Genomic DNA, 23,430 nt, shown 5'->3' with positions numbered 1-23,430 from the left:
GCGTGGCGGGTCACGGCGTGCCTCCCGTGGTGACGGCGTCCGGCGCGACGGTGGCGGCGCCGACCGGCGGGACGGCGAGCGCGGTGCCGGCGGGCACGGTGAGCGGGTCGGTGATCCGGTTGTGCTCGGCGAGCAGCCGCCACCGCAGCGGCGAACCCAGCGCGTCGTGGGCGAGCAGGTCGAAGCGCACTCCGGACCAGCCCGGCTCGGCCGCGCCGTCGGCGGCGGCGACCACCGCCGACCCGGGCGCGACAGCGGGTGTGCTCGCGGCGGCCAGCTCCTCCTCGAATCCGGCGCGCGCCGCCTCCGCGCCCTCCGCGACGCGGACCAGCTTCAACCGCAGCCAGGACCGCCGGGGCGTACCGGTGAGGGTGAACGCGTCGAAGCGTTCCGCGATCGCGGTGATCACGCCGGGGACGTTCCAGGTCTTGCCCCACACCAGGCGGACCAGCGGCGGGCGCAGCCAGCCGTGCTCGACCGCCGAGTTCTCCGCGAGCATCCACAGCGGCCGGGTCAGCGCGCGTACGTCCTCCGGCCGGGCCGGCGACTCCACGAAGTCGACGTCGAAGAGCAGATCGAGGACCAGTTCGGTACGCCCGCCGCCGGTGAAGACGAGGGGGTCGTCGGCCAGCCCGGCACCGGTGAGCGATCCGTCTGGTCCGCCGCGCGGGCGTACCCCGGCCAGCCGGGTCACCTGCACGGTCTCCGGGTTGAGCAGGCAGTCGACCCGGGTGCCGGACTCGTCCACGAGGAAGGCGACGCGTTCCATCAGTCACCCGCCTGTTCCCGGTCCAGCCGGGCCGTGTCGCTCCAAGGCGTCGTCCGTGCCGGTAGCCACGCCGGTTCGGCCGGGAGCATCGGCCACGGGTCCGCCTGCGTCCCGCCGCCCTCGGCCATCCCGGTCGCCACCTGACCCGTCGCGCGGATCGGGTCGGAACCGTCCGGCAGGGTCGGCCACGGGCCGCTGTACGTGGGACGCGCGGGCCACCGCCCCTGCCTCTCCCCGGACTCGCCGCCGGACGCCGGGTCGCGTCCGCCCGGGTACGGCAAAGCGGCGGCGCGCCCCGGGTACTGGGCGACGGATCCGTCCCTTGTCCCGTCGCGACCGTTCGCTGATCCGGTTCGACCGCCCTTGGTGCGTGCGGCCGGCCCGCGCGGCAACGACGATGGCGCAGCCGCGAAGGCGAGCGGCGGCATGTCCCCTCGATCGGACGGCACGTCCGCTCCGGCGATGTCGTCCCTGCGCGTCGGCCGGCTCCGGTCGACCTGTGGGAGGTTCCGGAGCGGGTCCACCCGATCGGGGTCGGGCCTCCGCTCGGACGGTGACGGCCGGTCCGATTCGCCGGAGCTCACGCGACCCGGCGATCCGATCGTGTCCCGGCTGCCGGCGGGGTGTACGGGCCCGGCGGTGCCAGCGGGCACGCCCGGGTCGGTGGACCGACCGGTGCGGGTGCTCTCGGTGCCGTCGCTGCTCGCGCCCCTCGTGCCGGTGAGGGCCGGCCTGAGGGCGCGAGTCACCGCCGGCCAGCGTGCCGGGGGCGCGCCACCGATGGCTTCCGTGGTGCTTGTGGTACCGGTCGGACCGACGGCGCTCGGTGATCCGGTCCGGTCCGACATACGCGCCGCTCTCGTCCTCTCCGGTGCCCCGGCCACGCCGATTTGCTCCGTCACGAACCGGTTCGCGGGTTCACCCGCAGACGCCCCGTTGTCCCACGACCGCGAGGCCCCGTCCGAGCGGGACCGGGCGCCCGGCGTCGGCGTGGAAGGCGTCGCCCCGCTCACTTCCCACTCGGCACTCGTCGCTCCCGGCGACCGCGCACCGTGCCCCGGCCCCGAGTTCCCGCTTCCCGAGATCCCCGTCCCGCCTCCCAGGACCTCCGGAAGATCTTGGTAGGAAGCGGCCCCCATAGGGGCCCTTTCGTACCAAGATCTCGGCGGGCTGTTGCGGAAAGCGGCGAGTCCGTTCATCAAACGTGCCATCCAGCGCCACCGGCTCCTCTGGCGCAAGTCGTCGGAGCGCGGGGGAGGAGCGGAGGGCGGAAGGTCGCGCAGCAGGCCGGGGGCGTGCGCCGCCACCAGCAGCCGCCAGTGCTCGGGCGGCTGTCCGGGGGAGGATGGCGCGTCCTCGGCCGGGGCCGGTCCGGACAGGCGATCCGCGGTGGCCCGCAGGACGCGGGCCAGCCGGTCACGCGGTCGCCGGGGCGGCGGCACCGCCGGCCTCCAGCTCCAGGCCCTCGTACGCCAGGGTCAGCGCCTCGATGGCGATCTCCTGCGACAGGGTGTTCAGATGCGCGCCCCGCCACCGGGTCGGCCACGCGTTGATCATGTTCCAGCGCAGCACCTCGGCGGTGCCGGCCGGGTCGAGCAGCACCACCGACACGTTGCGCCGGTTGACGGTGCCCTTCGCCGCCGCGTTCACCCAGTCCCACAGCTCCCGCGAGCTGGTCAGGCCGAAGTGGAGGGTGACCGGGGCGTACTCGACCTGGCCCGGCACGGCCCGGATGCGCTCGTTGCCCGCCTCCCGGTACGACAGCGCCGGAATCGCCACCTCGAAGCCGCTGACCTCGGTGAAGTGCCCGTTGGTGATGCCGTTGATGAGCAGCTTGAAGTGGTACGCCCGGTACGGGTCGACGGGTGCGCCCGGCTGCGGCGTCGCAGTGGTGGGCATGTCAGCCTCCGATCGTCTCGGTCTCGGTGCCGCCGGCCCACTGGCTCAGCTTGAACACCACGAACTCCGCGGGCTTGACCACGGCGATGCCGATGTGCGCCACCACCATTCCGGCGTCGCGGACGTCGGCCGGGTTGGTCTCCTCGTCGCACTTGACGAAGAACGCCTCCTCGGGCGTACGGCCGAGCAGCGCGCCGTCGCGCCACACCCGGGTGAGGAACGCGCCGATGTCGCGGCGGATCGAGCGCCACAGCGTGAAGTCGTTCGGCTCGAACACCATCCACCGGGTGCCGCCCGCGATGGCCTGCTCGATGGAGATGGACAGCCGCCGCACGTTCAGGTAGCGCCACTCGCTTGCCTCGGCGGCGAGCGTACGGGCGCCCCACAGCCGGATGCCCTCCCCGGCGAAGAACCGGATCACGTTGACGCCCTTGGGGTTGAGCACGTCGTGCTCCGGCCGGGTCACCCGGTACGCGAGGTCGACGGCGCCGCGTACCGGCTCGTTGGCGGGCGCCTTGTGCACGCCGCGCAGCGCGTCGGTGCGGGCCCAGATGCCGGCGACGTGCCCGCTCGGCGGGGTGAGCACGAGGTCGCCGCTGAGCGGGTCGCGGACCCGGATCCACGGGAAGTAGAAGGTGGCGAAGTCCGACTGCCGGGGCCGGTCGCCGCCGGTGCCGGGCGGTTCGTCGTCGGCGTCGCCCGGCGTACCCTCGGCGGGTTTGTCGGACGACCCGGACGACGCGGGCTTGGGCGGCCGGCCCGGCGTGGCGACGCGGGTGAGTCGCGAGACGTCGGTGACCTCCGGCGGCGGGTCGCAGATCGCCACCATGGTGCGCAGCCGCTCGGCCATGCTGATCAGGGCCTCGTGCGAGACCGGATCGTGGTAGCCGGGCGCAGCCAGGATGGAGATCTCGTCGATCGCCTCCAGCAGTTCCAGGCCGCCGCGCCGCCCGCCGGTGCCGGTGAGCCGGCCGCCCTCGCCGACGTTGACGACCCAGCAGCGGGTGCCGCCGTTGTCCAGGAAGCCGAACACGGCGCGGGCCAGCGGGGTGCTCTCCAGGTGCTCGCCGTCGGCGTACAGCCGCAGGAACTCGGTCCAGCTGTTCACCGCCAGCGCCTCGCCGACGTGGGCGCCGCGGTCGGGTGCGACCCCGACGAACGCGGCGGTGCTCATGCCGACCGGCCCGATCGGGCGGGCCCCGCTGGGCACCTCCTCGACGTAGATGCCGGGGGAGAAGTAGGTGGGCATCGGTCCTCCTCGGACGTCAGTCGGGCGCGCGGACGACGATCAGCCCGTCGCCGTCCGGATCGAGTTCGGCGGTGTGGACGCGTCCCGCGCCGACCAGCCGGATCCGCACCGGGGCGTCCGGGGCGTCGGGGTCGTGCGGCACGCCGGCCAGCCGGAACCGGCCGGCGGCGTCGGTCTCGGTGGCCTGGGCGGCGCCCACCAGTTCCACCCGGACGGCGGCGAGCGGCTGGTCCTGCGGCCCGACCACCCGTCCGTGCAGCGTGCGCATGCCGAGCTGCCGCAACCGCAGCGGCTGCCGTACCGGCGGCGCGACCGGGACCGGCCGCTCCACCCGGGCCGGCGCGTCCAGCAGCAGCGCGGGCCGGGGCGCCACGCCGAGCGCCCGCCACAACGCCGGGTCGCCGGCGGCCAGCACCAGCTCGGGCCGGCCCGCCGTGGTGGCGGCGGCGAGCACCCGGTCCAGCGCCGCCAGCGCCGCCGGCCCGCCACCCGCCACAAGCAGGCGGACCACGAACCGGTACGGCTCGCGGGTCGCGCCGCCGGTCGCGGTCTGCCGGGCCGGTCGCAGTTCCAGCGGCCAGACCGTGAGACCGCCGCCGGGGTCGTCGCGCGGCGGACCGACCGGTACGGGTTCACCCGCGGCCCCGGCCAGCCAGCTTGCGACGTCCGCGACGGCCGCCTCGATCGCGCCGGTCATCGCGGTGGCGTCCCCTGGATGCGGTACGCGATGGCCTCGTTCCACACGTGCGGGTAGACGCCGATCTCGAAGTAGCGGGTGAACCGGTTGATCGGCGCGTTGGTGTGGTCGTGCCAGAGCAGCCACACCGGAGCGACGGTGAACAGCACGTAGTTGAGCGCCACCAGCGGCAGGTAGAACGGGCCGAGCAGCCGGGCCTGGAACACGTGCACGTCCTCGTGCCGCTGGATGCCCGGGCTGGACCCGGCGCAGACGGTGCCGATGGTGGTGGCGTACCGGGGGGAGACGCCCTCGACGACGTTGACCCGGCCGCTGCCGGCCGAGACGATCCGGTCGAGCTGGTGGCCGAAGACCAGGTGCAGGGCCAGGAAGAGCGCCCCGGCGAACGTGTTGAGCAGGCTCCAGGTGTGGTCGACGACGAAGAGGAAGATCCCCTTCGGGTCGGCGCCGTACGTCCCGGCGGAGGCGGACGCCCAGCCGAAGGGCGCGCCGAGGAGCAGTCCGACGACCGCGCCGACCAGCAGCCCGACGGTGCCGGCGGCGAGTTGCCCGAGCAGGGCGCCGAAGAGGACCTGGACGGCGGCGCTGAGGATGCCGAAGATCATGGGGTCACCTCTCTCAGACCCAGGAGCGGACGTAGCGGGGCTCGCGCCCCTGGGCGAGCTGGCTCGGCGACGCCTGCGTGGGCTGCCGGTTGCCAGGGGGGAGCTGGTTGATGCCGAGCGCGGCGGAGAAGATCACCAGACCGTTGAAGAACGCGATGATCCACTTCTCCGGGCCGGCGTCGGTGGCGAACGCGGCGGTCAGGTAGGACAGCAGGAGCGCGAAGCCCAGCGCGATCCACTTGCGCGCCTTGTCGCCGCTCGGTCCGATCAGCCCGCCGATGACGTTCGTGGCGAGCAGGGTGGCGGCGCTGGCGCCGGTGAGGCTGCCCAGGGCGGCCCAGGTGAAGAGATCGTTCACGGCGATCCCCCTCTTTTCGATGGTGCGGTGGTGCGGTCGGGGTGGAGTGGTGCGGCGGCGACCGGATTCACTGGACCCGGGTTCCGCCCGGTGTGCTGGTGGGCCGCCGGCGCGGGCGCCGTCGGTGGTCGGTGGGTCTCAGACCGGCGGACCGCCGGGTGGTACCGGTGCGGCCGGGCCCGTGGTGGCGGCAGGCGCGGGGCCGGCGGGTGCACCCGGGCCGGCGGTCGCCGTCGCGTCCGGGCCGCCGCGGGAGCCCCGGCGGCGCAGCAGGAGCACGACCACCGCGGCGACGGCCAGCAGCAGGACGACCACGCCGCCGACGACCGGCACCCAGGGGAAGGAACCGTTCCCGGTCACCACGGCGGCCGGGCTGGTGGCGGGCGGCGGGGGCGCCTGGGCGACGGCGCGCAACTCGGCCGGCTTGGGCTGGTTGGCGATCACCTTCCAGCTGACCGAGCGTCCGGTGACCGTGCCGTTGGTGTCGAGCACCCGGCCGGGGAACGTCACCGAGATCTCGAACGCCATCAAGGTCATGAACGCCTGTTGCTGGCGCGGATCCTGCTGCCCGAACTTGCCGCCGTATTTCTTCGGGTCCAGCGGGAGCGAGAAGCGAATGAGATCCTCGTCCCGGGCGAGATTCACACTTTCGCTCGTGAATTGTGCCAGTGGCGTTTTCCGGTACGTGATCTGAATGCCGTACGAGGTGGCGTCCTCGTACCGGGTCTCCGCCCCGGGCGGAAGTGAGGGAATGTTCGGCCGCAGTTCGGCGAACGCCACCGCCGGATCCGGGTTCCGCTGCTTGAGCACGGACTTCGGTGCGGTGAGCAGGAGCTGGCCGGAGACGGTGTCGTCGTCGTTCACGGTCAGCCCGAGATTGAGCTGCATGCAGCCGCTCATTATCGCCACGAGGGCGAGACACACCGCGAGGCCGAATGCCCGGCTGCGGCGGAGTCTCGTATTCATGCGGCAAGTGTGAGCGCCCGCGGCGGGCGCGACAGTCAGCGATCAGCCGCCTTCGTGTCGCCGATCTTACCGGCCGTCTCTCCCATTCGGCCGACCCCGGGAAACCGTCGCGCTCGATATTCTGGAATGTTGTGTCCGGATGTTCTCATCCGGTGCCCGCCACGACCCGGAACACCGGGATGTCCGCGGCGACGCGGGCGAACTCGGCGAGCGGAGCGTGCCGGTCCACCGGCACATGCGCCCGGGCACCGGGGGCCAGCTCCAGGTGCCGCCGCAGGATCGCCGGCCGCTGCGCCACCGGCACCTCGACCAGCCGCACCGGCTCGCGGCGGCGGCGCCGCAGCACCACCCGCCCGTCCGCGGCACGCACGTTCGCCACCCAGTTGGCACCCGCGCCCAGCATCGACACCACGTACCGCTCGCCGTCGAGGTCGGCGACCACTATCGGCACCGAGACGGTCCGGCCGGTCCGGCGGCCCGGCACCTCCATCGTCACCCAGTGCCGCGGGGCGAGGCCGGCGCCGTACTGCCAGGCCGACAGCGCGTTCATCATCCGGGCCAGCCGGTTCGGCCGGCCGCCCCGGTACATCCACGTCATGACCCCGCCCATCGGACCTCTCCTTCTCCCGTACCCATTGACGGACGTCCGCCCGGCGGCGGCCAGGGCCGACCGGCCCGTAACGCGTCACCGCAGCGTGAACCGCCCGCCACCGGACGCCCCTGAGTGGCGGTACGCCCGTCCAGGCCGAGATGGGTGATGCGCTTCGTACCCTCGGCCGGGCCGTCCGCGCGGCGGGCGACGCCTGGACGCCGTCCGGAGCGCCGGGCGGCTGTTCACCGGCGACGCCACGCTGCCCCTGGCGATGGTGACCGGTCAGGTCCGGGACACCGCCGTCCACCTGCTGCGCGCCGTGGACGCCGGCGACGACGACACGATCCCCGACCGGGTCGACGCCGCGGCCGCCGGGCACCGACCGGCGCTCAGGCGCTCTCCCGGGCGACAAGCGTCGATGGGAACGCGGTGCTCGGGGCGGCCGGCTCGCGCGTCAGCACGGCAGTGGCCGCGGCGGCCGCGATCCGGTCCACCGGGTGGGTCGCGGTGGTCAGCGGCGGGCTGCTGATCGCCGCGTACGGCAGGTCGTCGAACCCGGCCACCGCCACGTCGTGCGGCACCCGCACGCCGCGCCCGCGCAGCGCGGCGATCACGCCGAACGCGGTGGCGTCGCTGGCCGCGTAGACCGCGTCGGCGTCCGGCCACCGGCGCAGCGCCTCCAGCGCCGCCCGGCCGCCCCGCGCCGTGGTGAAGTCGCCGGTGACCAGCCGCTCCGGCGCCCCCGACTCCCGCATCAGTTCCCGGTACATGGTCACCGAGCGCTCCGCGCAGCTCAGCCAGCGCGGCCCGGTGACCATGACGATGCGGCGGCGGCCGGTGGCGTACAGGTGACGCAGCACCTCGCCCGCGCCGCCGGCGTTGTCGACGTCGAACGAGGGCACCGCCGGCGAGCCCTGACCGATCGAGACGACCCGGCCGCGCAGCCTCGGCGGCACCGCGTCCAGCGCGGCCTGGGTCGTGTTGACCAGGATGACCCCGCAAACGCCCCGGTCCGCGCCGAGCCGCGCCAGCCCCGACGGGTCGGCCAGCGGCAGCCACTCCAGCGCCACCCCGACGCCGTGCGGCGCGCCCACCCGCGACGCCGCGCCCACCACCCGATGCACGTACGGGTCGTCCAGCACGGTGTCGTCGCGGCCCACCACGGCCACCACCAGGCGTACCCCGGCCCCGCGCACCAGCGACCGGGCCGCGAGATCCGGCACGTAGTCGAGGCGCTCGGCGGCGGCCCGCACCCGGGCGCGGGCGTCCGCCGAGGCGAACCCGTAGCCGCCGAGCACCCGGGAGGCGGTGGCCCGGGACACCCCGGCGTCGCGGGCGACGTCTTCGAGCGTGGCGGGACGTGCGGTCGGCGTACCCATGTCCGCATCATGCCTGCTCCGGCGTGGATGGGCGAAGCCTTAACGGCGCTTGTGGTGGAAGCGCTCTCAGGTGTGCGATTGTCGTCGGGAACCAGACGGGGGAAGGGACCACCGCACCGTGAGCAGCACCATCGACGCACCGGCCGGCAAGCGGCCACCGGCGCCCCGGGCGGTGCTGACCGCCCGTAACGGCGTCGCCGCCGTCTTCGCCCTCAACGGGCTCGCGGTGGCGAGCTGGTTCTCCCGGGTTCCGGCGGCTCAGGACGCGCTCGACCTCAACCCGGGCGGGCTCGGCCTGCTGCTGCTCTGCGCCTCGGCGGGCTCCCTGCTGGCGATGCCGACCGCGGGCCTGGTCACCCAACGGCTCGGGCCGGCGCGCACGGTGGCCGTCTCGGTCGTGCTCGTCGCGCTCGGCCTGACCGTGGCCGGTCTCGCCGCCAGCCTGGCCGGATGGGCCGCCGGCGTCGGGCTGGGGCTCGCCGCGTTCGGCTTCGGCTCCGGCCTGTGCGACGTGGCCATGAACGTCGAGGGCGCCGCGGTGGAGAAGCGCCTCGGTCGCACCATCCTGCCCCGGTTCCACGCCGCCTGGAGCCTCGGCTCGGTGGCCGGGGCCGGGCTCGGCGCCGGCGCCGCGCACTTCGGCGTACCCGTCGGCGTACACCTGCCGGTCCTGTCCGTGCTGATCCTGGCCGGCACGCTGGTCGGCGCCCGGGCGTTCCTCGCGGCTACCGCCGAGGCGGCCGGGGCCGGGGAGCCGGCGGCCCGGCGGCAGGCGCTGCTGGCCGCCTGGCGCGAGCCCCGCACGCTGCTGATCGGGCTGCTCGTGCTGGTCATGGCGTTCACCGAGGGCAGTGCCAACGACTGGCTCGCGGTGGCGTTCGTGGACGGGTACGGGGTCGACGAGGCGGTCGGCGCCGCAGTGTTCGGCGTGTTCGTGGTGGGCATGACGATCGGCCGCACCGTCGGCACCGTCGCCATCGACAGGTGGGGCCGGGTGCCGGTGCTGTTCACCACCATCGCGATGGCGTCCGCCGGCGCGGCGCTCGCCGTACTGGCCGGGAACGGCCCCCTCGCGGTGGCCGGCGTCGCGCTGTGGGGACTCGGTGCCTCGCTCGGCTTCCCGGTCGGGATGAGCGCCGTCGCCGACGACGAGGACAAGGCCCCGGCCCGGGTGAGCGTGGTCGCGGTGATCGGCTACACCGCCTTCCTGGCCGGGCCGCCGCTGCTCGGCTTCCTCGGCGACCACTTCGGCGTGCTGTCCGCGCTCGTCGTGGTGCCGCTGCTCCTGCTGCCCACGCTCGCGCTGGTGCCGGTGCTGCGGGAACGCCCCGCCGCGCCGGACGCGCAGGCCGGCACCCCGGCGGCGAAGGTCGGCTGAGCCGCTCCAGCCGACTCCCACCGTGCTCCCAGCCGCCTGCCAGGCGGGCGTGCTGCACTGGAGCGAACGCCGAGGAGAGGAGGCGGGCATGGGCTGGTTCAGCCGCCGGGCCGCCGACCCGACGACGCCCACGAAGCTCGACCGCGAGGCGACCAAGGAGGACCTGGCGCAGCTGGAGGCGTTCGTCACCAGCCGGCGCGGGGTCGAGTTCTACCTGGAACCGGAGACCACCGCCACCGACACCACAGTCGTCGCCATCGCGCACGACGGCGAGTGGATCCGCCGCCGTACCGGCTCGCCCCGCGTCGCCGGGCGGATCGCCCAGAAGCACGCGGTGCCGCTGTACGAGGCGGCCCGCACCGGCTACCCGGAGCGGATGCGGGCATGGAACCGGGCCCACCCGGAACGGCGGGCCCGCTGACCGGCGCGGTCAGCCGGTCAGCGCGGTGACGACGGCGTAGCCGAGGAACGCCGCGCCCAGGCCGGCGGCCACACTGAGCGCCACGTTCGCGTACGCGAGGTGGCGCTTCCCGGTGCGGGCCAGGCGCAGCGTCTCGTAGCTGAGCGTGGACCAGGTGGTCAGCGCGCCGCAGAAGCCCGTGCCGGCCAGCGCTGTCACGCCCGGGTCGACGGGTGCCGCGAGCAGGCCGCCGAGCAGCAGCGACCCGGCCACGTTGACGGTGAGCGTGCCCCACGGGAACGGCGAGCCGTGCCGGGCCTGCACCGCCCGGTCGGTCAGGTAGCGCAGCGGCGCGCCGATCGCGGCGCCGAGCGCGATCAGCAGAACGGTCACCGTCGGCCCCCGTCCCGGGCGGGCAGCAGCCGGGTGGTCACCGTGTCCCCGGCGACGACCGCCGCCAGCGCGCCGAGCATCGTCGCGGCCAGGTAGACGCCCGCCGTACCGGCCGCGCCGTCGGTCAGCAGCCGCTGCGCGTCGACCGCGTACGCGGAGAACGTGGTGAACCCGCCGAGCACGCCGACCCCGAGGAACGGCCGGGTCAGCGGGTGGGCCGGGCGGGCGGCGAGCACCGCCGTCAGCACGCCGATGAGCAGGCACCCGGCGACGTTGACGGCGAACGTGGCCCACGGGAACTCGCCGGGCTGCTGCGGCACCGCGGCCTGCGCGCCGGCCCGGGCCAGCGCACCGAGCACGCCACCGCCGGCGATCACGCCGAGCACGGCCGCCGGGTGCGCGGACAGTTCCGACCGGTCCGCCGGTACGCGCAGGTCGACATCCGGATCGACCCGGGGATCCGACACGACACCTCCCACCAGCACCCGAGAGCATAACCCCGCCCTCCCGCCCCTCGCCCCGCTCCCGGCGATCTTGCGGTTTCGGCCCCGGCAAAGGGTGCGAAGGGGGGCACCCGAGGGGCGGCAAGTGCAAGATCGCGGGGGAGGGGGGTGGGGGACGGGGTGGCGGGCGTACGGTGGGCGCAGCGCCCGGCGCGCGGCGTCCGGGGCCCGTCGTGCCAGGAGGTCACCGTGGAGGAGCGCACGCCCCGTCCGGACGAGCTGGATCCCGTCGAGCGGATCGGCGTCGACGAGCTGCGCGCGCTGCAACTGGACCGGCTGCGGCACTCGCTGCGGCACGCGTACGACAACGTGCCCCACTACCGGCGCGCCTTCGACGCCCTCGGCGCGCACCCCGATGACCTGCGTGAACTGGCCGACCTGGCCCGCTTCCCGTTCACCACGAAGGCGGAGCTGCGGGAGAACTACCCGTTCGGCATGTTCGCGGTGCCCCGCGAGCGGGTCGCCCGGCTGCACGCCTCCTCCGGCACGACCGGCCGTCCCACAGTGGTCGGCTACACCCGCGCCGACCTGGCCACCTGGGCGACGCTCATGGCCCGTTCGATCCGCGCCGCCGGGGGCCGACACGGCGACCGGGTGCACGTCGCGTACGGCTACGGGCTGTTCACCGGTGGCCTCGGCGCGCACTACGGCGCCGAGGAACTGGGCTGCACCGTCGTCCCGGTGTCCGGCGGCATGACCGAGCGCCAGGTGATGCTGATCCGCGACCTCGAGCCGGAGGTCATCATGGTGACCCCGAGCTACATGCTCGCCATCGTCGACGAGATGGAACGCCAGGGCGTCGACCCGCGCACCACCTCGCTGCGGGTGGGTGTCTTCGGCGCCGAGCCGTGGACCGAGGACATGCGCCGCGAGCTGGAGCAGCGCCTCGACATGCACGCGCTGGACATCTACGGCCTGTCCGAGGTGATGGGCCCCGGCGTGGCGGTCGAGTGCGTGGAGACCAAGGACGGCCTGCACCTCTGGGAGGACCACTTCTACCCGGAGATCATCGACCCGATGACCGGCCAGGTGCTGCCCGACGGGGAGCGGGGCGAGCTGGTGCTGACGTCGCTGACCAAGGAGGCCATGCCGGTGGTCCGCTACCGCACCCGCGACCTGACCCGGCTGCTGCCCGGCACCGCCCGCCCGATGCGCCGGATCGAGAAGATCACCGGACGTACCGACGACATGATGATCGTCCGGGGGGTGAACGTCTTCCCGACCCAGATCGAGGAGCTGATCCTGCGTACCCCGGCCCTGTCGCCGCACTTCCAGTGCGTGCTCGACCGGCGGGGCCGGCTCGACACGCTCACCGTGCACGTGGAGCGGCGGGCGGGCGCCGCCGCCGACGAGGCCGAGCGGGCCGGCGCGACGCTGGTCGAGCAGGTCAAGAACACGATCGGAGTGTCGGTGGCGGTACGGGTGGTCGAGCCGGACGGGGTGGAACGCTCGATGGGCAAGATGCGCCGCATCGTCGACCAGCGGCGGGAGTCCTGAGATGAGCGGTGACGGCGGCCGTACCGCGGCGCACGACATGTTCGACGCCGACGTGGCGTCCAAGGGGCTCGGCATCGAGCTCGTCTCGGCCGGCGCCGGCGCGGCGGTGGCCCGGATGCGGGTCACCCCGTCGATGCTCAACGGGCACGCGATCGGGCACGGCGGCTTCGTTTTCCTGCTCGCCGACACCGCGTTCGCGCTGGCGTGCAACAGCCACGGCCCGGCGACGGTGGCGGCCGGCGGCGAGATCAGCTTCCTGCGCCCGGTACGCGAGGGCGACCTCCTGGAGGCGTACGCCACCGAGCGGGTCCGGCACGGCCGCAGCGGCATCTACGACGTGACGGTACGGCGCGGCGACGAGGTGGTGGCCGAGTTCCGGGGCCGCAGCCGCACCATCGCCCGCGACTGATCCGTCCGGCCCGCCCGGCCGACCTGCCCGCCGAGTGACGTCCGGGCCGGAGTGGCCCCGTGCCCGCTCCGACCCGGACGTCATGCCGCCAGCCCGAGCGCGTGCCCGCCGGGCTCGGTTCTTCGCCGGTTCCGGCCCACCCGCCCGGGCGGACCGGTCCGCCGTTCCCGCCACGCCGTGACCACAGGTGCCGGATCGGACCGCCCGGGCCGCGCCGCGACCGTGGACGACGACCCCGGCCACGCCCTGACACCCGGGACGATCCGTGTCGCGGCGGCGGCCGGTCCGGCACGCACCGGCTGGCCCGCCCGTCCGGGCTCCGCCGGGAGTCCGCCGGCCCGGCCCGGCTGCCCGGGCGCCGTGTCGCAGGCATCGGTCCGGTCCGGCGGGACGGGCGCCGGTCGGGCCCCTCCACCCGACCGGCGCGACCGCCCCGCCCCGAGCGGGCAGACCTCCCGCTCGCCGGCGCCCCGGGACGGGACGCCGGTCGCCGCTCCCGGCACACGGCCGGCAGCGGTGTCCTTCGCGGCACGCAGGCGGCGGGCGAAGTCCGCCCGTACCGCACGGGACAGCCGCAGCGCGGTCACTCGCGCCACCAGCGCGTCGACCGCCCAGCCGCCCGCCGCGACCGGGTACAGGAGCCCCGCCGCGGCCAGCTCCCGCAGCACCGGCTCGGCCCGGCCGGCGGGCCAGCCGAGCATCGCCTCCACCGCGGGGGCCCCGGCCGGACCGCCGTGAGCGGCAGCGGCCAGCAGCACCGCCCGGTGCGTACCGTCGAGCCGGTCCAGCCGGGCGTCCACCAGGCGGCGCGCGGCGGCGGGTACGCCGGACGGTTCCGCGCCCGCGTACGCAGCCGCGACCGCCGGGTTGCCGCCGACGAGCGTCACCAGCCGCGCGGCGAGCGCGGCCGGCCGCCCGGCCCGGTCGAGCAGGTGCCGCAGCAGCCGCCCGGTGTCCAGCGGGCCCAGCGGCTCCAGCGGGATCCGCCGCGCCGGCGCGGGCAGCGGGTCGGCCGAGCCGGATCCGCAGGTGGTGACCACCGCCAGCGGCAGTCCCCGCTCACCGGCCGCCACGTGGAGCTGCTGCAGGAACAGGCGCAGCGCCGGGGCGGCCCGGTCCAGGTCGTCCACCGCGACCACCACCGGCGCCTCGGCGGCCAGGCCGAGCAGCGCCTCGCGGCAGGCGACCACGGCGCGTTGCGCCACCGTGTCGTCGTCCGGCGTGGCCAGGAACGCCGCCAGCACGTCGCCCGGGCCGTCCACGCCCGTCGCGTCCGGCCGGGGCCGCACCAGGCCGGCCAGGGGCGCCAGCTCCCCGCACGGGTACGGCGGGCAGGCCGTCACCCGCCGGCGCACCGGCACGCCGTCCACGCTCGACACGGCGCGGGTCACCTCGTGCAGCAGCCGGCTGCGGCCACTGCCCGGCGGGCCGACCAGTGAGATCCAGCGGGGACGCCGCTCGCGGAGCGCCCGGGTCACCTCGTCGGCCGCGCTCGCCAGCTCCCGGCGGCGGCCCACGAGCGGGACGCGGTGCCGGGCCGGCCGGCTCCCGGCCGGCCCGGTCACCCGCCACACGTCGAGCGGAAGCGTCTTGCCGGCGAGCGTCAGGGTGGCGAGTGGACGCTGCTCGACCAGCCCCGCCACCGCGTCCCGGGTGGCCGGGCAGACCACGACCCCGCCGGGCGGCGCGTGCTCCTGGAGGCGGGCCGCCGTGGTGATCACCGCGCCGCTGGCCGCGCCGTGGCCGCCGTCGCGGACCCCGGCCAGGTCCAGCAGCACCTCACCGGTCGCCACGCCGACCCGCACGCTCAGCCGGACGCCGGCCGGGCGCCGCCGCGCCAGCGCGGCCTGGATGTCCAACCCGGCCCGCACCGCCCGGTACGCGTCGAGACCGTCCGAACCGGACGCGCCGAACAGCGCCATCACCGCGTCGCCGACGTACTTCTCCACCACGCCCCGCCAGCGGCGCAGCACCGAGGCGACGGTGCCGAAGTAGGCGCGCTGCAAGGCGCGCACGTCCTCCGGGTCGAGCTGCTCGACCAGCCGGGTCGAGCCCACGATGTCGACGAAGAGGACGGTCACGATCCGTCGTTCCTCGGGCACCGGCCGGCACGCCGCGATGACGGCTTCCCGACTCCCCACGGGCGTGGTGATCAACATCGCACCCACCCTTTCCCGATAGCGGTGCCCGACGACCTCCGCAGACTTTCACCACCGGGTTCTCGGGGGATCTGTAGGACGACGTATGTCGGGCACCCGCAACCATTAGTCGTGTAGTCGACGCGAGAGGTACGAGTCCGGCCCGGAGGCCGTAGAACGGTGCGGGGACCTGTGACTAGGCTGCGTTCCATGGCCAGCGACGTGGACACGGCACCGCTCGTCGGCCGTACCGGGACGATGGCGACGCTGCGGTCGGCGCTCTACGACGACCTGCGGCCCGGGCAGACCGGCGCGGTGTTCCTCACCGGAGAGAGCGGAGTGGGCAAGACCCGCCTGCTGACCGAGGTCGGCGAGCAGCTGCGGCAGACCGGCGCGCTGGTGCTCACCGGCACCTGCCTCGACATCGGAGACGCCTCGCCGTTGCATCCGGTACGGCAGGCGCTGCGCCGGCTCGAGGCCGAGCAGTCCGAGGCGCGCACCACCTCCGCGATCCGCGGGGTGTTGCAGGTCTTCGACGAGGAGACCCCCGGCCCGGACGGGGCCGGTGCGCTGCTGGAACGCGTCGCGCAGGGCCTGCACGTGGTGGCCGGCGGACGGCCGCTGGTGCTCGTCCTCGACGATCTGCAGTGGGTCGACCGCAGCACCCGCCAGCTCCTGCTCTACCTGCTGGCCGGCCTCGGCGACCTCCAGCTCTCCGTGCTGGCGGCGATCCGGGCGGAGTCGCTGCGCGGCGCGCATCCACTGCGCCGGGTGCTCACCGAGCTCCGCCGGCTGCGCTCGGTACGGGTGATCGACCTGCTGCCGCTGGACCGGTCCGCCACCGACGAGCTGGCCGCCGCCGTGGTCGGCGCGCCGCTGCCGCCGGAGGCCGCCGACCAGCTCTGGCAGCGCAGCGGCGGCAACCCGTTCGTGGTGGAGGAACTGGCCCGCGACCGGCGCGACGGCCGCGACGGTCTCTCCGACACGCTGCGCGAGGTGTTCCTCGACCGGGTCGACGCGCTGCCGCAGCCGGCGCACGCGGTGGTGCACGCGGTGGCGGTCGGCGTCGAGCCGGTCGAACACTGGCTGCTGGCACAGGTGGTGCGGCTGCCCGAGGACGAGCTGCTCGACGCGGTCCGGGAGGCGGTCGCGCACCGGCTGCTGGTCGGCGCCGACGACGGCTACCGGCTACGGCACCGGCTGGTCGCCGAGGTCCTGGCCCACGAACTGCTGCCCGCCGAGCGGGCCGCGCTGCACCGCCGTTACGCCGAGGCGCTCACCGCCGTACCGGCCGAGCTGCACCAGGCCCGGCTGGCCCACCACTGGCGGCACGCGGGGGAGCCGGGCCGGGCGCTGCCCGCCGCGATGGCCGCGGCCCGCGAGGCGGAACGGCTGCACGGGTACGCCGAGGCGCACCGCCACTGGTCCGCCGCGTTGACCCTGGCCACCGAGCCGGCCGCCGTGCTGCCCGACGGGGCGCGGCCCGAGCCGGTCGAGGTGGACCGGGCCGAGCTGCTCAGCCACGCCGCCGAGGCCGCGCACCACAGCGGTGAGCACGCCCGCGCCCTGACGCTGCTGGAGGAGCTGGCCGACGACCCGTCCGGCCCGCCGGTCTGCGCGCTGCGTATCCGCCGGGCCCGCTACCTGGCCGCGGCCGGCCGGTCCGCCCCCGCCGAGCAGGAGTACCGGCAGGTGCTGGACTCGCCCGACTGCACGCCGCGGGAGCGGTGCACGGCCGCCGCCCGGCTGGCCGAGCTGCTGCTGCACCTGGGCCGCTACGCCGAGGCCGGTGACCAGGCCCGGGAGGCCCTCACGCTCGCCGCCGACGTGCCCGGTACCACCTCCGAGGTGGTGATGGCCAGCGCCGCGCTCGGGTTCAGCGAGGCGTTCCTGGAGGATCCGGCCGCCGGGCTGGCGGTGATGCGCCGGGCGCTGGACACCGCCGAACGGTCCGGCCGGCCGGAGGACGTGGCCTGCGCGTATCTGCACCTGGCCGAGCTGCTCACCGGCCCGCTGAACATCCTCGAGGAGGGGGTGGTGGTGGCCCGCCGGGGCGCCGACCGGGTCGCCGAGCTGGGGCTCGGCCGCACCTGGGAGACCCGGCTGCTGGCGGTGGCGACGAACGGGCTGTTCCGGGTGGGGCAGTGGGCCGAGGCGGAGAAGGTGGTCGCCGCCGCGCTGCGGCACCGTCCCTCCGGGGCCGACGCGGTCGAGCTGCTGCTGGCCCGGTGCCGGCTCTCCGTCGGGTACGGCGACGTCGAGGCGTCCGACCGCGATCTGGAGGCGGTGGCGACGGTGCTGGCCGGCGGCGGCGCCCGGCACGTGCTGCCGATGCTCATCCTGCGCGCCGGCCTGGCCATGTGGCAGGGCCGGCACGACCTGGCCCGGCAGGCGGTGCAGCGGGGCCTGACCGAGAGCCGCTCCGACGACGTGATCGTGCTGGCCACGCTGGCCTGGCACGGGCTGCGCGCGGAGGCCGAGGCGGCGGCCGGCCGGACGATCGAGGTGGACCCCAACGCGGTACGCCGGCTGCGCGAGGTGGTCGACCGGGTGACCGGCAAGAGCGCCAAGGCGGGCGCGCCGGTGCGGTACGTCGCCGAGGGGTTCCTCGCGCTCTGCGACGCCGAGCTGAGCCGGCTCGACGACGGCCGTGGCGACCCGGCGCTGTGGGAGCGTTCCGCGCTCGAATGGGACCGGCGCAACCACCCCTACCCGGCGGCGTACTCGCGGTTGCGGCAGGCCGAGGCGCTGCTGGCCCGCCGCAGCCGGGTGGCCACCGCCGGCAAGCTGCTGCACCGGGCGTACGCAATGGCCCAGTCGCTCGGCGCGGTGCCGCTGACCGCGGAGATCCGTACCATCGCCTCGCGGGCCCGGGTGCCCCTGGACGCCGCGCCGGATCCCGCGCCGGTGCCCCGGCAGCGGGCGGCGGCGCCCGCCGGACCGGCGGTGGACGAGCTGGCGACGCTCACCGCCCGGGAGCGGGAGGTGCTCGCCGCGGTCGCCGAGGGGCTGACCAACCGGGAGATCGGCCAGCGGTTGTTCATCAGCGAGCGGACCATCGGCGTCCACGTCTCGCACATCTTCGACAAGCTCCAGGTACGCACGCGGGTGCAGGCCAGCGCCATCTTCCTGCGCAACGGCGTGGAGTAGGCGTACGTCGCCAATACGTCGTTCGACGGATCCGCCGGGTGGACGGCGCCTGGCAGGCTGTCCCGCGGAACAGGGGTGGTGGCGTCGTGGGGGCGCCGGGGGCGCGGTGGAGGAGAGATGACCGAACCGGTCTGGGGTCCTGTGCACCAGGACATCGTCGGGTTGCTCGCCGACCACCCCGCCGACGTGCCGGCGGTCGTGGACCATCTGACCAAGCTGCAGGACCTGCTGGTCCGGCTGCCGCCGCTGGAGGAGAGCTGCCCGCTCGCCGACTTCAACAAGCTCTACCTGGTCATCACCAGCACCGTGCTCGACGGCCTGTACGACGACCGGTTCTGCGACCCGGCGTTCCTGGCCCGGCTGGACGTGGAGTTCGCGGCCCGCTACTTCGAGGCGCTGCGGTTCTGGACCGACTCCAGCCCGAGCACCCCGAAGGCGTGGTCGTGCCTGTTCAAGCGGATGCGCGGCCCGGACGCCCGACCGCTGCCGTCGGCCGCCGCGGGCGTCAACGCGCACATCAACTACGACCTGCCGTTCGCGCTGGTGACCACGTTCGACAGCCTGGAGTCCGAGCCGATCGACGGCAGCGACCAGCACCGCGACTACCTGGAGATCAACAAGATCTTCGCCGAGCGGATCCCGGACCTGCGCCGTGGCTACCTGGACAACTGGCAGCTCATGATCGACATGGTGAACGGCGAGATCGACGACTGGTACCAGGGCGAACTGGTGGAGTACACCCGGAACGTGGCCTGGCGCAACGCGCAGAAGATCTGGCGCTGCCGGCACGACCCGGACGCCCGCGAGTGTGAGCGGACGCGGCTGGACGACAACGCCGCGCTGCTCGGCCGGCTGCTGCTGTCGCCCCTCGGGGCGTTCCTGCAGTAGCCGGGACGGGGGGTTCCCGCGTCCCGCCGTCCGGGCGCGGGACGCGGGAACGCCGCCCGGGGGTGTCGAGCCCGCCGCACCGGGTACCTCGGCGCCGTGCCACCAGACGAACCGGCCGGCCCCGGGGCGTTCCCGCCGGGCCCGGCCCGCCGCTTCCCGTTCCGCTTCGACCCGGCGTTCCGGCTGCCGCTGGCACTGCTCGGCGTCCGGCCCGCCACGGCCTGGCTCGACTGGGGCCCGGACGCGTTCGTCGTCCGGTTCGGGCCGTGGCTGCTGCGCACCACGCCGGGCAACGTGACCGGAGCCGAGGTGAGCGGGCCGTACCGCTGGTGGCGGGCGATCGGCCCGCACCTGTCGGCGGCCGACGGCGGGGTGACCTTCGGCACCAGCGTGGCCGGCGGGCTCTGCCTGCGCTTCGCCGAGCCGGTGCCGGCGCTGGCCCCCGGCCCCTGGCTGCGGCACCCGGCGGTCACCGTGACGCTGGCCGACCCGGCGGCGGTGCGCGCCGCGCTGACCCGCGGACCGGATCTTTGACCGGTTCGGCCGGGCCGCGCCCGGGACAACCCCTACCGTCTTCATAGGGACGAAGGGGAGCAGATGGGGCAGGCGGGGGAGCCGGAACAGCCCCGGCGTACGCGGGAGCGGCGCCGGGAGGCGCACGCTGCCGCCGCGGCCCGGGCCGGTCGGCACGGCGACCACGCCGAGCGGGCCGGCCGTACCGTGCCGGAGCTGCCGGAACGGGTGGCGGCCCCGACGCGGCCGGCGGCACCGGCGGGCCGCCTGCACCGGTGGTTGTTCGCCCACCGGGTCGAGCCGGTCGGCCCGGAGGTCCGCGAGCACCAGACCCGGTCCCACCCGTGGTGGCAGGTGATGTGCCTGACCGGCGTCGACTACTTCTCCACGCTGTCCTACCTGCCCGGCATCGCCGCCGTCGCGGCCGGCGCGCTCAGCCCGCTGGCCACGCTGCTGATCGTGGCGCTGACGCTGCTCGGGATGCTGCCGATGTACCGCCGGGTGGCCCGGGAGAGCCCGCACGGGCAGGGTTCGGTGGCCATGCTGGAGCGGCTGCTGCCGTTCTGGCGCGGCAAGATCTTCGTGCTGGTGCTGCTCGGCTTCGTCGCCACCTCGTGGATCATCACGATCACGCTGTCCGCCGCCGACGCCAGCGTGCACCTGCTGGAGAACCCGGTGCTGCCGGGGTCGTTCCCGCACGGCGGCACCGCGGCGGTGCTGGTCACCGTGGCGCTGCTGCTCGTGCTCGGCGGCGTGTTCCTGCTCGGGTTCAGCGAGGCTGTGCAGGTCGCCATTCCGCTGGTGGCCGTGTTCCTGGCGTTGAACGCGGTGGTGGTGGTCGCCGGGGTGGCCGAGGTCGTCGCCGATCCGGGCCTGCTCGGTGACTGGACGGGCCGGCTGACCGACGCCGGCGGGCCCGGCGACGTCCTGGTCACCAGCGTGCTCGCGTTCCCGCTGCTGGTGCTCGGCCTGTCCGGGTTCGAGACCGGGGTGAGCATGATGCCGCTGGTGCGGGGCGAAGGGGAGGACGCGCAGCGGCGGCTGGACGCCCGGATCCGCAACACCCGCCGGCTGCTCACCGCCGCCGCGCTGATCATGTCGGTCTACCTGATCGCCACCACGTTCGTGACCACCGTGCTGATCCCGCCCGAGGCGTTCGACCCGGGCGGTCCGGCGAACGGCCGGGCGCTGGCCTTCCTCGCCCACGAGCACCTCGGCGAGGCGTTCGGCACTGTCTACGACATCAGCAGCGTGCTCATCCTCTGGTTCGCCGGCGCCTCGGCGATGGCCGGGCTGATCAACATCGTGCCCCGCTACCTGCCGTCGTACGGCATGGCCCCGGAGTGGGGGCGGGCGGTGCGCCCGGTGGTGCTGGTCTACACCGCGATCAGCATCGCCATCACGATCGCCTTCTCCGCCGACGTGAACGCCCAGGCCGGCGCGTACGCCACGGGCATCCTCGCGATGATGGTCTCCGGCGCGATAGCGGTGACCATCGCGGCGGTGCGCGCCCGCAGCCGCGCCGCCGGGGCCGGGTTCGCGCTGCTCACCGCCGTGCTGCTGTACGCGCTGGTGGAGAACGTGGTGGAGAAGCCCGACGGCATCACCATCTCCGGGTTCTTCATCGCCGGGATCGTCGCGGTGTCGCTGATCTCCCGGGTCACCCGGACCACCGAGCTGCGCGCCGAGCGGATCGAGTTCGACGAGGCGGCCCGCCGCTTCGTCGACGAGTCGGTGGCCCGGGACGGGCGGTTGCACCTGATCGCCAACAAGCGGCAGCGCGGGTCGGTCAAGGAGTACCGGGTCAAGGAACGGGCGCAGCGGTCGATGAACCCGGTGCCGGGCGCCGCCGACGTGCTGTTCCTGGAGATCGACGTGAGCGATCCGTCCCAGTTCAGTCAGGTACTGCGGGTGCACGGCGTGGAGTCCGGCGGCTACCGGATCCTGCGTACCAGCAGCCCGGCGGCACCGAACGCGATAGCCGCGATCCTGCTCGCGTTGCGGGACGCGACGGGGGTGCGCCCGCACTGCCACTTCGAGTGGTCGGAGGGGAACCCGATCGCGCACCTGCTGCGCTACCTCATCCTCGGCCGGGGCGACACCCCGCCGGTGGTGCGGGAGATCATCCGCAAGTCCGAGCCGGACCCGACCCGCCGCCCCGGCATCCACGTCGGCGGCTGACGCGCGAGTGACCGGCGAGCAGCGGGACTAGCCGAGCGCGCGGACCCGGGCGAGCAGGTCGCTGGCGCAGAAGTCCAGGAAGCCGTCCGGGTCCGGCCCGGCGTTCTGCAGCACGATGTGGTCGAAGCCGGCCTCCACGTACGTCCGCGCCTTCTCCACGTGCGGCGCCACGTCCGGGCCGACGGAGAACTGCTGCCGGATGTGGTGGTCCTCGACCCAGGTGGTGGCGGCATCGAAGTTCACCGGGTTGGGCAGCTCGCTCATCACCTTCCAGCCGGTGATCGCCCAGCGGCTGGTCTCCCGTGCCGCGCGCACCGCCGTCTCCTCGTCGGTGGCCCAGGCCATCGGCACCTCGGCGTAGCGCGGGCCCTGGCCGCCGGCGTTGCGGTACTGGTCGACGATCGACGACTTCGGCTCGGTGGCGAACAGGCCGGTGCCCAGCTCGGCCGCGAGACCCGCCGACTCCCGGCCGCTCGCCGCCACGGCGATCACCGGCGGCTGCTCGGGCAGGTCCCAGATGCGGGCGTCCTCCAGTTGCAGGTGCCGGCCGCCGTACGAGCGGTAGCCGCCCTGCCAGAGCAGCCGGATGATCTCCAGCGCCTCGCGCAGCCGCTCGTGCCGCCCCCGTACGCTGGGGAACCCCTGCCCGACGACGTGTTCGTTGAGTCGTTCCCCGGCGCCCACCCCGAGCGTGAACCGCCCGTCGGAGATCAGCGCCATGGTGGCGGCGGCCTGCGCGACGATCGCCGGGTGGTAGCGGACCGATGGACAGGTGACGCCGGTGGCGAGGCCGAGGGTGGTGGTGCGGGCGGCGATCGCGCCGAGCGCGCTCCAGGTGAAGCAGGAGTGCCCCTGCGCCTCCAGCCAGGGGTGGTAGTGGTCGCTCATCTCGACGAAGTCGAAGCCGGCCTCCTCGGCCCGGATCGCCTGCCGGATGAGTTCCTGGGGCCCGAACGCCTCCGAGGCGAGCTTGTAGCCGATGCGCATGCCCGGTTCTCCGTTCCGTCGTCGCGGAACCGCTGCCGTTCCCACCGGTTCCGGCGGCAAACCAGGCGGAACCCAGCCTCCTAGGACGCCGTAGGAGTGGTGACGGTCCGCGCCGCGGACACGAAACGGCCCGCGCTCGCCGGGCGGGCGCGGGCCGGAAGGTACGGGGGTGGTGGCCTACTTCGACGGCTCGGGAAGCTTGCAGTCCACCTTCGGGTTGGCGCCGATGTAGTTCAGCGGGCCGGCCACGATGGTGACCAGGATCGTGCCCGCCTCCGCACAGTTGGTTTCGTCGTTGCCGTAGTAGCCGCGCTGACCGGCGGCGATGGCGCCGATGATGAGCCAGATGACGACCAGGACGCCGACTATCGAGGTGCCGCGCATCAGTTGCCTCCACTGGGGTCGTGGTGGATTCGAGGTGGAGGCCTTGTACCCCGTGCGGGTGATCCGCCAAACGGCGCACCGGTGCCGGCACGGCC

The 23,430-nt window shown here is 74.8% G+C and carries 22 protein-coding genes; 8 read left to right on the top strand and 14 right to left on the bottom strand.

Annotated elements, in window-relative coordinates; all coding sequences use genetic code 11:
• Positions 1–10: 10 nt before the first annotated feature.
• The 9 genes from O7611_RS15730 to O7611_RS15690 all read right to left on the bottom strand — a co-directional run bounded on the left by O7611_RS15730 (position 11) and on the right by O7611_RS15690 (position 8,514).
• The gene (locus tag O7611_RS15730) at positions 11–769 is read right to left on the bottom strand and encodes a CIS tube protein (RefSeq protein ID WP_269697126.1); all 759 of its coding nucleotides are present in this window, start codon (positions 767–769) and stop codon (positions 11–13) included.
• A gap of 1,416 nt (positions 770–2,185) precedes the next feature.
• Positions 2,186–2,668 carry a phage tail protein gene (locus O7611_RS15725; protein ID WP_013286679.1) on the bottom strand — a complete coding sequence of 161 codons (483 nt, stop codon included), beginning with the start codon at positions 2,666–2,668 and terminating at the stop codon, positions 2,186–2,188.
• A 1-nt stretch (position 2,669) separates the two neighbouring features.
• Entirely contained in the window at positions 2,670–3,917 is a 1,248-nt protein-coding gene (locus O7611_RS15720) for a phage tail sheath family protein (protein WP_269697125.1), read from the bottom strand.
• A 16-nt stretch (positions 3,918–3,933) separates the two neighbouring features.
• Entirely contained in the window at positions 3,934–4,614 is a 681-nt protein-coding gene (locus tag O7611_RS15715; protein ID WP_194799223.1) for a carboxypeptidase-like regulatory domain-containing protein, read from the bottom strand.
• Positions 4,611–5,219: a glycine zipper family protein gene (locus tag O7611_RS15710; protein WP_269697124.1), complete on the bottom strand. Its 609-nt coding sequence runs from the start codon at positions 5,217–5,219 to the stop codon at positions 4,611–4,613. The genes O7611_RS15715 and O7611_RS15710 overlap by 4 nt, the downstream gene beginning before the upstream one ends.
• A gap of 13 nt (positions 5,220–5,232) precedes the next feature.
• Positions 5,233–5,577, bottom strand: a complete 345-nt coding sequence (locus O7611_RS15705) for a hypothetical protein (protein WP_194799225.1) — start codon at positions 5,575–5,577, stop codon at positions 5,233–5,235.
• Positions 5,578–5,715: 138 nt separating this feature from the next.
• Positions 5,716–6,543 (bottom strand): LppM family (lipo)protein, encoded by an 828-nt coding sequence (locus O7611_RS15700; RefSeq protein WP_228531451.1) that lies wholly within the window; start codon positions 6,541–6,543, stop codon positions 5,716–5,718.
• Positions 6,544–6,688: 145 nt separating this feature from the next.
• Entirely contained in the window at positions 6,689–7,153 is a 465-nt protein-coding gene (locus O7611_RS15695; RefSeq protein ID WP_269697123.1) for a nitroreductase family deazaflavin-dependent oxidoreductase, read from the bottom strand.
• 371 nt (positions 7,154–7,524) lie between these two features.
• The gene (locus O7611_RS15690; protein WP_194799227.1) at positions 7,525–8,514 is read right to left on the bottom strand and encodes a LacI family DNA-binding transcriptional regulator; all 990 of its coding nucleotides are present in this window, start codon (positions 8,512–8,514) and stop codon (positions 7,525–7,527) included.
• Between the two features lie 118 nt (positions 8,515–8,632).
• Here O7611_RS15690 and O7611_RS15685 point away from each other — a divergent pair, with 118 nt between their 5' ends.
• Positions 8,633–9,892 (top strand): MFS transporter, encoded by a 1,260-nt coding sequence (locus O7611_RS15685; RefSeq protein ID WP_194799228.1) that lies wholly within the window; start codon positions 8,633–8,635, stop codon positions 9,890–9,892.
• An 88-nt stretch (positions 9,893–9,980) separates the two neighbouring features.
• A complete protein-coding gene (locus O7611_RS15680; RefSeq protein ID WP_120569611.1) occupies positions 9,981–10,313 on the top strand; it encodes a hypothetical protein in 333 nt (110 codons plus the stop codon).
• A gap of 9 nt (positions 10,314–10,322) precedes the next feature.
• Here O7611_RS15680 and O7611_RS15675 read toward each other — a convergent pair whose 3' ends face one another.
• Entirely contained in the window at positions 10,323–10,685 is a 363-nt protein-coding gene (locus tag O7611_RS15675) for a fluoride efflux transporter FluC (RefSeq protein WP_269697122.1), read from the bottom strand.
• A complete protein-coding gene (locus O7611_RS15670; RefSeq protein WP_194799230.1) occupies positions 10,682–11,164 on the bottom strand; it encodes a FluC/FEX family fluoride channel in 483 nt (160 codons plus the stop codon). Before O7611_RS15670 ends, O7611_RS15675 begins: the two co-directional genes overlap by 4 nt.
• A 213-nt stretch (positions 11,165–11,377) precedes the next feature.
• On the opposite strand from O7611_RS15670, the gene paaK reads away from it, so the two are divergent.
• Together paaK and paaI are read left to right on the top strand one after the other, a co-directional pair.
• Positions 11,378–12,685, top strand: a complete 1,308-nt coding sequence (paaK, locus tag O7611_RS15665; protein WP_269697121.1) for a phenylacetate--CoA ligase PaaK — start codon at positions 11,378–11,380, stop codon at positions 12,683–12,685.
• A 1-nt stretch (position 12,686) separates the two neighbouring features.
• Positions 12,687–13,094 carry a hydroxyphenylacetyl-CoA thioesterase PaaI gene (gene paaI, locus O7611_RS15660; protein WP_269697120.1) on the top strand — a complete coding sequence of 136 codons (408 nt, stop codon included), beginning with the start codon at positions 12,687–12,689 and terminating at the stop codon, positions 13,092–13,094.
• An 80-nt stretch (positions 13,095–13,174) separates the two neighbouring features.
• Here paaI and O7611_RS15655 read toward each other — a convergent pair whose 3' ends face one another.
• Positions 13,175–15,175 (bottom strand): adenylate/guanylate cyclase domain-containing protein, encoded by a 2,001-nt coding sequence (locus O7611_RS15655; protein WP_269697119.1) that lies wholly within the window; start codon positions 15,173–15,175, stop codon positions 13,175–13,177.
• Between the two features lie 267 nt (positions 15,176–15,442).
• Between O7611_RS15655 and O7611_RS15650 the strand changes: the two genes are divergently transcribed.
• From O7611_RS15650 to O7611_RS15635, 4 genes are all read left to right on the top strand, one after another.
• Positions 15,443–18,382: a helix-turn-helix transcriptional regulator gene (locus O7611_RS15650; RefSeq protein ID WP_194799234.1), complete on the top strand. Its 2,940-nt coding sequence runs from the start codon at positions 15,443–15,445 to the stop codon at positions 18,380–18,382.
• A 117-nt stretch (positions 18,383–18,499) separates the two neighbouring features.
• A complete protein-coding gene (locus tag O7611_RS15645) occupies positions 18,500–19,270 on the top strand; it encodes a DUF5995 family protein (RefSeq protein ID WP_194799235.1) in 771 nt (256 codons plus the stop codon).
• A gap of 96 nt (positions 19,271–19,366) precedes the next feature.
• A complete protein-coding gene (locus O7611_RS15640) occupies positions 19,367–19,804 on the top strand; it encodes a hypothetical protein (RefSeq protein WP_269697118.1) in 438 nt (145 codons plus the stop codon).
• Between the two features lie 63 nt (positions 19,805–19,867).
• Positions 19,868–21,964, top strand: coding sequence for an amino acid transporter (locus O7611_RS15635; RefSeq protein ID WP_269697117.1), 2,097 nt, complete (start codon positions 19,868–19,870; stop codon positions 21,962–21,964).
• A 27-nt stretch (positions 21,965–21,991) separates the two neighbouring features.
• Here the strand turns inward: O7611_RS15635 and O7611_RS15630 are convergent, their stop codons facing one another.
• Both O7611_RS15630 and O7611_RS15625 read right to left on the bottom strand, forming a co-directional pair.
• Positions 21,992–22,951 (bottom strand): TIGR03557 family F420-dependent LLM class oxidoreductase, encoded by a 960-nt coding sequence (locus O7611_RS15630; protein ID WP_269697116.1) that lies wholly within the window; start codon positions 22,949–22,951, stop codon positions 21,992–21,994.
• Positions 22,952–23,128: 177 nt separating this feature from the next.
• Positions 23,129–23,335, bottom strand: a complete 207-nt coding sequence (locus tag O7611_RS15625; protein ID WP_013286658.1) for a hypothetical protein — start codon at positions 23,333–23,335, stop codon at positions 23,129–23,131.
• Positions 23,336–23,430 lie beyond the last annotated feature (95 nt).

Source organism: Micromonospora sp. WMMC273 (assembly GCF_027460285.1).
GTDB classification, from domain to species: Bacteria; Actinomycetota; Actinomycetes; order Mycobacteriales; family Micromonosporaceae; genus Micromonospora; species Micromonospora aurantiaca.
The sequence above is the reverse complement of the archived record's forward strand: the minus strand, read 5'-3'. Positions and strand labels throughout refer to the sequence as shown.